Raw genomic sequence first — 10850 nt, forward strand, 5'->3', positions numbered from 1 at the left:
CCGCAGACGGCTGCTGGTCTTACCGGCAGCTCTGCGGGATATTTTTATATTGTCTGGCTGTCCGATCACTGTTCCACAGTTGATCGGACAGCTAGCATTTACATAGATTTTCGCTCTGCGATCTCAGCCATCTTCGCCTCATTCAGGCGGGTATCTCCATGGACACGGCTGTAGGAAAGATATCCGTTCATACGGTCGATCTTGGTCAGGTTTCTGGAACCGCAGACAGGGCATACATCCATCTCCAGTTCCTCATGACCACAATCGTCACAGTATGCAAGAGAAAGGTTCACTCCCTCATAATATCCCAGATCCATGGCTCTGCGGATCAGTGTACGGATAGCTTCCTTATTGTAGCCGATCGGATAACGTACATACTGAATCTTACCGCCATTGCAGAGCTCCCAGAAACGTCCCTCCAGATCCTGTTTCTCGATCGGAGTCACATCCTCTGTTACATGGCAGTGGAAGCTGTTGCTCACATATGGTCTGTCAGAAACGCCCTCAATGATTCCATACATCTTACGGAACTGCTCTACCTGCAGGCCACAAAGACTCTCTGCCGGTGTTCCGTAGATCGCATAAAGATAACCATCTTCCTTCTTGTACTGATTTACCTTGTCATTGATATATTTCAAGACCTCCAGAGCAAACGCCCCATCCTCGGCAATGGATTTGCCATTGTAAAGTTCCTGAAGCTCATTTAACGCTGTGATACCGAAGGAAGCTGTCATAGGCTTCAGGATCTTGCCAATCTTTTCATTCGGTTTCAGATGTCCGCCGTAGAAACCGCCTTCACAATATGCAAGCGGGTTGGTGGATGCACGCATCTGTCCCAGATATTCGTAAGTGCGAATATGCAGGTTACGGATCATTTCCAGATAGAAATCCAGAACCTCATAAAAATCTCTGCTCTCCGCTCTGGCCTTTGCAAGGATCATCGGAAGATGAAGGCTTACCGCACCAATGTTAAAACGTCCCACAAAAACAGGCGTATCATTCTCATCCGCCGGCTCCATACCGCCACGCTCATACCACGGACTTAAGAAAGCACGGCATCCCATCGGGCTGATGACCTTCTTGTATTTCCTGTACATACTGGAAATATAGCCTGCGCCGGACATAGACAGCCAGTCCGGATACATGGTTTTGGAGGAACACTCCACACCAGCCTCAAAAATATCCTCACAGCACTTTCCGGGACCATGGATCTCTTTGTCATAAAGGAATACGATCTTCGGGAAAAGTACCGGTTTCTTGTGTCCGGCCTTACCCTGTCCTCCCTGATGGACCTCAAGAAGGGAAATCGTACACATCTTCTCAAACTGCTCGGTTCCGAGACCAAGTGTCACCGTAACAAACGGATAATCACCTCTGGAAGAACCGACTGTATTCAGCTTGTACTCAATTCCCTGCCAGCCCTGGTCATAATCCCTGCGGACCTTATCAAGAGCATACTCAATAGCTCTCTCCTCACGGCCACTCCAGCTCTCATCCGAGTATTTCATAAATTCGGAAATATATTTATCATAGCTCTTCTTTGCATACGGTGCCAGGATCTTATCAACCTCCGGCACTGTAAAGCCACCATACTGCTGTGCTGCTGTACTGAGAATGATATCCCCCATAACATCAAAGGCTGTATCCAGAGTCTTCGGCTCGTTATACCAGACATTGCCCATCTCAAAACCGCCACTTAAAACAGCTGCCACATCGAACAGACAGCAATTCATGGTATCCAGACGTGCAGACTGGTCATGAATATAAATGTAGCCGTCCTTACATGCCTGAAGCTCATTACGGTTCATAAAAAACTTCCGATAGAGTTCCTTGTTCAGCTCATTAAAGATCAGGCTTCGTTTCGTGGCAACAAGGGCGCTGTCTGTATTGGCATTACTTTTATCACCGATATAACGGATCGCCTGACTCTTGGTATAGACATCATCCATCATATGGATAAAATCCAGCTTGTAATTCCGATAATCACGGTAGCTCTTGGCAACTGCCGGATTCACACGCTCCAGAGCCCCCTCCACGATGTTGTGCATCTCCTGGATCTCGATCTCATTCTTTCCAAGGGAATCCGCATGCTCCTGGGCAAAACGGCAGATAAAATCCTTCTCCTCGTCTGAAAAAGTATAAAGAATACGCTCTGCGGATTTGTTCACGGCAGCCACGATCTTCTGCGGATTAAACTCCTCTCTTGTCCCGTCTTTCTTGATCACATATAACATTGCTCATCCCTCCCTGTGCTATATATAAGTCGCTATGCAAAATACTATATATAGTACCTATATCCTCTATATATTGTTTTTCATCTATATGTTGTGCTAGGCATGAGTATAACACAGCTGAGGAGAAAAGAAAAGGGATATTTCTGTATACACGAAAATACAGACACTTAGCACTGCCTGATCTCACTGCAGAAATATTCTCACAAATTCGTTCCGATCCAGTCTGCAAGAAAATCCCATAATTTCGGAAGCAGAATGGCCAGTGTCACTATAAACCATATGATCCAGCCTGCCCCGCTGCTTTTCTGATCTTTTTTTTGCTGTTTTTTTCCCTGATCTAAAACTTCTGCGCGATTTCTGCCCACCGTTGTTTTATTCCTGGTATTAACTGCCACTGCAGTCTTACGTCCGGCTGCTGCACCTGTATTCCGGCTTCCGGTTAGATTCCGATTCAAATCGGTATTGCGGCTTGCATTCGTATTCCGGTTTATGTTCGTATTCCGGTTTACGTTTCCGTTATGTTGTGTTGTTTGATCAGCATCCTGTCCATACTGCCGCATCATATCCCGCACTTTGGCGGAAGCATGTTTATAATGTATCTCCCGGGGCTCATTCAGATGATATAACACCTCATCATTTCTGTAAGGCATCCCACATAATGAACACCTGCCATTTACAACCTTACCCCCACAAACCTGACACCTTTGACCTGCCATAAGCTCCCTCCATTCTATCCGTCAAAACGGATATTTATATTTCCGTCGTAAACATAAGCATTCTTTTTTCAGTATATCACACCAGGCATTTAATACCCAGCATTTTTCTACGATACCCCAAAAGACTTCCCCTCTCATTATATTGCCACTCCACCCATTTTCTGCTATAATACCCCACAGAGCAATAAGCCTAAAAATCATCAGGAGGAGCCGATAATGAATACAATCACAATCCCCGCAACCTATCATGCAGACCTGAACCTCCATGACACACAGATTGCGATCAAAACAGTAAAAGATTTCTTCCAGCAGACACTCTCCCAGAAGCTGAACCTTCTTCGAGTATCCGCTCCAACATTTGTAGCACCGGAATCCGGCCTTAATGACAACCTTAATGGTGTAGAGCGCCCGGTAAGCTTTGATATCAAGGCTATCGAAGGAAGCAACGCCGAGATCGTACACTCCCTTGCCAAATGGAAACGCTACGCACTGAAAAAATACGGATTTTCTCACGGAGAAGGTCTTTACACAGATATGGTAGCCATCCGCCGGGATGAAGATCTGGACAATATCCACTCTGTTTACGTAGACCAGTGGGACTGGGAAAAGATCATCTCCAAAGAAGAGCGTTCCATTGAAACTCTCAAGGAAACCGTACGCACCATTTACAGTGTCCTTCGTAAAACTGAGAAATACATGGCTGTACAGTATGACTACATCGAGGAGATCCTTCCGAAGGATATCTTTTTTATCACAACTCAGGAGCTTCTTGACATGTATCCGGACTGCACACCGAAGGAACGTGAATATCGGATCACCCGTGAAAAGGGCGCTGTCTTCCTTATGAAGGTCGGAAAAATGCTCACCAACGGCGAGCGCCACGACGGACGTGCCCCGGACTATGATGACTGGGAACTGAACGGTGATATCCTCGTATACTATCCGGTACTTGACATTGCCCTTGAGCTTTCCTCAATGGGAATCCGTGTTGATGAGGACGCACTTGACCGCCAGCTTACCGAAGCAGGCTGTGATGACCGAAGAGAGCTTCCATTCCAGAAAGCAATCCTGAACAAAGAGCTTCCGTACACCATCGGTGGTGGTATCGGACAGTCCAGGATCTGTATGTTCTTCCTTCGTAAAGCACACATCGGAGAAGTACATGTCTCTCTCTGGCCGAAGGAGATCACAGATGCTGCAGAGACACACGGACTTCAGCTTCTCTAAAACAGCCTACAGATTTATTTATAATTTTCGCGGAAATGAGGTAATAACGTGAACATTCTGTTTTTTCTGATTCCCAAAAGCGAAGTAGCCTACATCTTTGAGGATGAAACTCTTCGCCAGACCCTCGAAAAAATGGAGCACCGCAAGTACTCCTGCATTCCTATCCTCACCATGGACGGCAAATATCTCGGCACCATCTCAGAGGGAGATCTCCTCTGGGGCATGCGCCGTGCAGATATCCACGACATCAAGGAAACAGAGGGAATCCCGATCATGGCGATCCCACGCCGTGCCACCTATAAACCAGTCCATGCAGATTCCAATATGGAAGATCTCCTGGATCGCGCCATTAATCAGAACTTCGTACCGGTGGTAGATGACCAGGGCTCCTTCATCGGGATCATAACCAGAAAATCTATCATCAAATACTGTTACAACGAAATAAAAGCCGCACAGAAAACTGCCGGTGAAGAAATCCACTGAGCAGCGGAAAGAAAAAAGATTTTTTTGCAACTAGCACTACAAAAAACGGATGCTTTATCTCCTGCAGCATTTCCACAGGAGGATAAAGCATCCGTTTTTAATATTCTTATATTTATAATGTCATTATAATGTCTTTGAAAGAAACTCTCGAAGTCTCTTATTCTTTGGATTTGCAAAGAATTCCTTAGGAGAATTTTCTTCCTGGATCTTTCCTTCATCAATGAAGAGGACTCTGGTTGCCACCTCGCGGGCAAAGCCCATCTCATGAGTTACCACAACCATGGTCATGCCGGATCTTGCAAGCTCCTGCATCAGTTCCAGGACCTCTCCTACCATCTCCGGATCAAGAGCAGATGTAGGCTCATCAAACAGCATCACGTCCGGGTTCATAGCAAGAGATCTTGCAATGGCGATACGCTGCTTCTGACCGCCGGAAAGCATGTCCGGATAGGAATCTGCCTTATCCGGAAGACCTACTCGCTCCAGAAGCTCCAGTGCCGTTTTTTCAGCCTCTTCCTTACTCATAAGATTCAGAGTCACAGGTGCGAGCATAATGTTCTCTTTTACTGTCTTATGTGGAAAAAGATTAAACTGCTGGAATACCATTCCGATCTTCTGACGATGACGGTTGATATCCACCTTGGAATCTGTGATGTCGGTTCCCTCAAAGAGGATTTTTCCCCCGGTCGGCTCCTCAAGGAGATTCAGGGAACGGAGGAATGTAGATTTACCACAGCCGGATGGTCCGATAATGGCTACTACTTCACCTCTGCGGATCTGTGTGGTGATCCCGTTGAGAACCTGATTGCCGCCATAGGCCTTTTCAAGTCCCTGTACATCCAGAAGCACTTCATTACTTACGCTCATTGGTTCTCAGCCTCCTTTCAAGTCTTCCTACCAGATAGGTAAGAAAACAAACGATCACAAGATAGATCGCAGCTACTACCAGCAGCGGGAACAGTGCACTGTAGGTCTGGCTTCGGATAATGTCTCCGCCACGGGTCAGATCCATAAGTCCGATATAACCACTGATGGATGTCTCCTTCAAAAGTACGATCAGCTCGTTTCCAAGGGCCGGCAGGATGTTCTTGACCGCCTGCGGAAGAATGATCTTGATCATAGTCTGTGTATAGTTAAGACCCAGGCTCCGTCCTGCCTCAAACTGTCCCTGATCAATAGACATGATACCGGAACGGACGATCTCAGCCACGTATGCAGCAGAGTTCATACCAAAGGCGATAATGGCAACAACTATCTTACCCGGATCTATGGTTGCAAAAATAACATAAAATACGATCAGCAGCTGTACCATCGTTGGGGTGCCACGGATCACAGTCAGATAAACACGACAGATCACATTAAGGATCTTAAGCTTACCTGTCTTATCATGTGTAGAACGGACAATAGCAATGACAAATCCCAGAAAAATACCAAGAAGTACAGCAAAAAAAGTAATGATGATGGTATTTTTCAGACCGGACAAAATGAACTGCCAGCGATTGTCGTCCAGAAAGTTAAACTGAAACTGTTCAATAAGACTCAAAATTTCCACCCTTTCCAAAACTACAGGTTCCGAAATCCGGAAAACATACCCGGATATCCGGAACCTGATCATTCGCTACTGAACCCTGCAACGAATATCTGTTTCTCAGCTTATCCGTTCAGAATCCTCTGATTTCTCTATGCAAAATTATTTCTTTACAATAACAACCTGCTCTGCAGTTGTGTACGGATCAGTGAAATCAACGCTCTTTTTACGATCCTCTGTTACTGTCATTCCTGCAGCACCGAAATCAGCTTTTCCGGATTTAACAGAATTTACGATCGCATCAAACTCCATATCCTCGACCTTCAGCTCATATCCAAGCTTGTCGCAGACAGCCTGAGCGATATCAACATCAATACCTACGATCTTATCTCCGTCATAGTATTCGTATGGCTGGAAGGTTGCGTTTGTTGCCATGGTAAGAGTTCCCTTGGAGTGATCTGCATCCTTAGGAGTCTCATACGGTGTCTTACCTGCATCATCACCGATGTAGTTATCTCTGATGGAATCCAGAGTTCCGTCATCCTTCAGCTCCTTCAGCGCTTCGTTGAACTCTTTGGTAAGGTCTGCATTATCTTTGGAAAGACAGATTGCATACTCCTCTTTGTCAAAAATATCCTCAACGATCTCAAGATCATCGTTTTTCTCAACAAATTTCTTGGCAGGCTCGCTGTCGATCACTACGCAGTCAATCTTACCCTGTTTCAGAGCCATAACAGCGTCATTACCTTTGTTGTATCTCTCTACTGTTGCGTCTTTAACCTCTGTAGCGTCTGCATCACCGGTTGTTCCAAGCTGAACACCGATCTTCTTACCCTCCAGATCATCTGCGCTCTTGATCTCATCTGCTGCAAAAACAGCGGATGTCATAGAAACTGTCATAGCTGCTGCAAGTGCAAGTGCCATAAATTTTCTCTTCATTTTTTCTTCCTCCTGAATTCTATGTACTTTACGTTAACTGTCTCTCTGCTTCTGTCAGTCCAATTCGTAATGTACAGCATAATTATACATCTCCATGCATATTACTTTGTTTTATGATACCATGTTTCTGACAAAATGCAAGCATATAAAACCCATAAATCCGAAAATCCACCTGTAATTTATGGGAATTTCACAGGGAAAATTCACTTTTCGATAACAATTGTCCAATATACTATACTATTAAAGGCAACAAATGGAAAAAACCTGCGTGTTTTTTTCATGTGGGTCTTGTGCTCCAACAGAAAAAGCAAGTATAATATTCAGAAACAAGAGGAGGCTACTATTATGAAATTCACGAAAATGCACGGCATTGGAAACGATTATGTATATGTAAACTGTTTTGAGGAGACTGTTAAGGATCCGGCCGCAGTGGCAAAATTTGTCAGCGACCGTCATTTTGGCATTGGTTCCGATGGTCTGATCCTGATCCGCCCGTCTGAGATTGCAGACTGCGAGATGGATATGTACAATCTGGACGGCTCTCAGGGTGCCATGTGCGGAAACGGTATCCGCTGCGTTGCCAAATATGTCTATGACCACGGCATTGTGGACAAAACTTCTTTAAGCATCGCCACAAGAAGCGGTATCAAATATGTGGATCTTACTATCCGCGACGGCAAGGCCTCCATGGTAAAAGTCAACATGGGCTCCCCGATCCTCACTGCAAAAGAGATCCCGGTGGTTGCCAAAACCGAGCAGGTGATCGACGCTCCCATCACCGTCGACGGAAAAGAATATCACATGACCGCAGTTTCCATGGGTAATCCTCATGCCATCATCTACGTAGACGATGTGAACAGCCTTGACCTGGAAAAGATCGGCCCGTCCTTTGAAAATCACGTATGCTTCCCGGACAGAGTCAACACTGAGTTTGTTCAGGTGATCGACCGCCACACCGTAAAGATGCGTGTATGGGAGCGTGGCTCCGGAGAAACCCTTGCCTGCGGCACAGGCGCCTGCGCAGTTACGGTAGCTTCCATCCTCAATGACAAGGTTGACGGCAGCAAGCCGGTTACTGTACAGCTTCTTGGCGGAGACTTAAACATCTCCTGGGAAAGAGATGAAAACCTTGTATATATGACAGGACCTGCAACTACGGTGTTTGACGGAGAGATCGATCTTGGATTTTTAGGTGAATAAATGAAAATGGAGGGAGCTTTTCGAAGCTCCCTCCTGCGTATTATACTTTTCAGATAAATACCAGAACCCTCTCCACGATAAACACCGCCGCACATGCCAACAGGGCTACTGTGATCAGGCTTTTTTCCTTATATGCAGCAATAATTGCTACCAGGAAACCTGCTGCACCGGAGATGATGCTGTCTGTGGCCTTCAGGATGGCCGGGAAGGTCATGGCTGCCAGACAGGCATATGGCACATAATACAGAAAGGACTTGACAAACGGGCTTCTGATCTCGTTTTTTGCAAGAGCAAGGGGCAGCATACGGATGAGATAGGTGACAATTGCCATCACCAGGATATAGAGATATACATTATGACTCATGAACGGCTTCCCCTTTCTCTTCCAGCGGGCAGAAATAAGCCGCCAGGCCTGCTACCAGAAGTGTTGTAATAATGATCATAAATCCGGATGATACCTGTTTTAACACCGGTGTCACCGCAAAAACAGTGCTGACTGCCATGGATGCCGCAACAACCCCAAGAACCGGTCTGCTCTTTTTGGACGGCGGGATGATGATGGCCAGGAACATTCCGTAAATGGCAACGCTCAACGCACTAAGCATAAAATCCGGCAAAAGGCTTCCGGAGATTCCCCCTGCCAGAGTTCCAAGAGTCCATCCGGGAATTGCCACGCACATGGCTCCGTAATTATAAAATACACTGACCTTTCCCTCCTGAGCCGCACTGATCCCGAAAATTTCATCGGTGATACCAAAAGCAGCGATGTATTTCAGGATACCGGACTCCTCACGCCGGAATTTCTGGGACAGGGAAAATGACATCAGGCAGTATCTCAGGTTGATGATCAGCTGGGTCATTGCCATCTCCCACATGGAGCCTCCCGCAAAAATAATGTCCAGTCCCGCAAACTGACCGGCCGATGTCAGGTTGGTCAGGGAGATCAGAACTGCCTGCCAGATACTCAAGCCGCCGGCAACAGCCATCATGCCAAAGGTAAAGGATACCGCAAAATATCCAAGAGCGATGGGAACCCCATCCTTCATACCTTTTCTGAAACTTTCTCTTTTCATCGATTTCCTCCATTGTATGTACATTCCGTTATAAACGCAGCTGTGCCTACTTCTCCGATCTGTACAGCACTCATCAGAATCTCGCCACAGCTCGTTATACATGTAAATAAGAGCGTGCCCGGAAACGTTTTTCCTGTTTCCTGACACGCTCTTTTATTGTAGCATTGCCCTGTCAAAACTTCAATACGTGAATACGTCATTCCTGTTTGTCATTTTCCGGAATATATCCTTACGCTTCTTCAACTCCATCCGGATCTACCAGACGATCCAGAACCTTGAATCCATTGTTACGAAGAACGCTCTCTGCAACAAGGAGATCCTCACAGTGCATGATCGCTACCGGGACTTTCAAACCTCTGTGGAAAAAGGTGTAAATGTAATGAAGGTTTACGTTGCTGTCGCCCATGACGCTGAGAAGCTTGTCAAGACCGCCGATCTCATCCTGAAGATCTACCAGGATAGCCTGAGTAATACGGGTCATATATCCGTTTTCTGCCATGATCTGGTCTGCTTTTTCCGGATCATCACATACCATACGGAAGTTTGCGAACTCCGGTGCATCGAAACAGCCGAAGCCGTAGATGTCGATCTGATTCTCTGCAAGGATCTTTGTGACTTTCTGAAGACTTCCCGGAGTGTTTTCTACGAAGACGATATTCTGTTTTACCATGATGTGATTTCCTCTTTTCCTGATTATTTTTTCTTGTTATTGTTTTTCTTATTATTCTTTTTTTATTCTAGCATGAAATTAATTGGAAGTGAATCCCTTTCCGGGAGGGAGCATTTCGCATGCGGTTTTCCCTTTCCAGGGGGAGCATTTCGCATGCGGCAGGTGCGAGGAGGGGAAGCATTCATAGTTGCGAAGGCCATCGTCCCCTCCTCGCGCTCCTCCCCTCCCGGCCACGCCGCTGTTCTGTGTTGTGGAATGTGTTACTTTTCTGACGGGGTGATGGATTCTACGATGTTGGATATTGCAGGTTGTGCCGATATAAGTAACTGATATGCTTTCTTGATTCAGGTCAAGCGGATATTCGCAATCCGCTTCGCTACTTGCTCATAACTGAATAACTGCTCCGAAGTTTATCAGATAGAGCCTGCACTTCTCCTGATACAAGCAAGTCCTCACCCACTGCTTATTGCTTTTCGCAACTCTGCAGGGGACTTATTTAATTCAGTTAAATATCACAGAATATAAATCTCATATCAGGGAACAGGACCGCTATGCGGGCCGCTTTCTCGTCCGCCCTCATTCATCGGCTCAACCTTGAATTCCCGATACCGTCAAATCCATCACCCTATCAATAACGTATCACACACCACAACGTACGCTTCCAAAAAGCGTGCCCGGAAAGGGGGAGCGCGAGGGGGAAAAACGGGCCAATGCCATTTAGTTAGAACATAGTATTCCAAAAGATTGCAATGTATGGTAAAAAAGAATTATACATTGCAA

At 46.1% G+C, this 10850-nt stretch carries 11 protein-coding genes; 3 read left to right on the forward strand and 8 right to left on the reverse strand.

Annotated features, from left to right (window positions below; all coding sequences use genetic code 11):
• Positions 1-98: 98 nt before the first annotated feature.
• Together nrdD and GPK58_RS09560 are read right to left on the reverse strand one after the other, a co-directional pair.
• Positions 99-2234 carry an anaerobic ribonucleoside-triphosphate reductase gene (gene nrdD / locus GPK58_RS09555; protein ID WP_015526126.1) on the reverse strand — a complete coding sequence of 712 codons (2136 nt, stop codon included), beginning with the start codon at positions 2232-2234 and terminating at the stop codon, positions 99-101.
• A gap of 200 nt (positions 2235-2434) precedes the next feature.
• On the reverse strand, positions 2435-2950 hold the full coding sequence (locus GPK58_RS09560) for a hypothetical protein (RefSeq protein ID WP_215638564.1): 516 nt from the start codon (positions 2948-2950) through the stop codon (positions 2435-2437).
• Positions 2951-3166: 216 nt separating this feature from the next.
• On the opposite strand from GPK58_RS09560, the gene asnA reads away from it, so the two are divergent.
• Together asnA and GPK58_RS09570 are read left to right on the forward strand one after the other, a co-directional pair.
• Complete coding sequence (gene asnA, locus GPK58_RS09565) at positions 3167-4177, forward strand: aspartate--ammonia ligase (RefSeq protein ID WP_110102947.1); 1011 nt, start codon at positions 3167-3169, stop codon at positions 4175-4177.
• Positions 4178-4225: 48 nt separating this feature from the next.
• Positions 4226-4660: a CBS domain-containing protein gene (locus GPK58_RS09570; protein ID WP_021651604.1), complete on the forward strand. Its 435-nt coding sequence runs from the start codon at positions 4226-4228 to the stop codon at positions 4658-4660.
• 123 nt (positions 4661-4783) lie between these two features.
• On the opposite strand, the gene GPK58_RS09575 is transcribed toward GPK58_RS09570, so the two are convergent.
• The 3 genes from GPK58_RS09575 to GPK58_RS09585 all read right to left on the reverse strand — a co-directional run bounded on the left by GPK58_RS09575 (position 4784) and on the right by GPK58_RS09585 (position 7127).
• The gene (locus GPK58_RS09575) at positions 4784-5527 is read right to left on the reverse strand and encodes an amino acid ABC transporter ATP-binding protein (RefSeq protein WP_021651603.1); all 744 of its coding nucleotides are present in this window, start codon (positions 5525-5527) and stop codon (positions 4784-4786) included.
• Entirely contained in the window at positions 5514-6206 is a 693-nt protein-coding gene (locus tag GPK58_RS09580) for an amino acid ABC transporter permease (protein ID WP_059086976.1), read from the reverse strand. Before GPK58_RS09580 ends, GPK58_RS09575 begins: the two co-directional genes overlap by 14 nt.
• Positions 6207-6350: 144 nt before the next feature.
• Positions 6351-7127, reverse strand: a complete 777-nt coding sequence (locus GPK58_RS09585) for a transporter substrate-binding domain-containing protein (protein WP_015526132.1) — start codon at positions 7125-7127, stop codon at positions 6351-6353.
• A 345-nt stretch (positions 7128-7472) separates the two neighbouring features.
• On the opposite strand from GPK58_RS09585, the gene dapF reads away from it, so the two are divergent.
• Positions 7473-8327 (forward strand): diaminopimelate epimerase, encoded by an 855-nt coding sequence (gene dapF / locus GPK58_RS09590; RefSeq protein ID WP_215638565.1) that lies wholly within the window; start codon positions 7473-7475, stop codon positions 8325-8327.
• Between the two features lie 49 nt (positions 8328-8376).
• On the opposite strand, the gene GPK58_RS09595 is transcribed toward dapF, so the two are convergent.
• From GPK58_RS09595 to GPK58_RS09605, 3 genes are all read right to left on the reverse strand, one after another.
• The gene (locus GPK58_RS09595) at positions 8377-8691 is read right to left on the reverse strand and encodes an AzlD domain-containing protein (RefSeq protein ID WP_215638566.1); all 315 of its coding nucleotides are present in this window, start codon (positions 8689-8691) and stop codon (positions 8377-8379) included.
• Positions 8681-9400: an AzlC family ABC transporter permease gene (locus GPK58_RS09600; RefSeq protein ID WP_118368818.1), complete on the reverse strand. Its 720-nt coding sequence runs from the start codon at positions 9398-9400 to the stop codon at positions 8681-8683. Before GPK58_RS09600 ends, GPK58_RS09595 begins: the two co-directional genes overlap by 11 nt.
• A gap of 229 nt (positions 9401-9629) precedes the next feature.
• Positions 9630-10070, reverse strand: coding sequence for a hypothetical protein (locus tag GPK58_RS09605; RefSeq protein ID WP_021651595.1), 441 nt, complete (start codon positions 10068-10070; stop codon positions 9630-9632).
• Positions 10071-10850: the final 780 nt, after the last annotated feature.

Origin of the sequence: Blautia sp. MCC270, from assembly GCF_018785605.1 — a bacterium.
GTDB lineage: Bacteria > Bacillota > Clostridia > Lachnospirales > Lachnospiraceae > Blautia_A > Blautia_A fusiformis.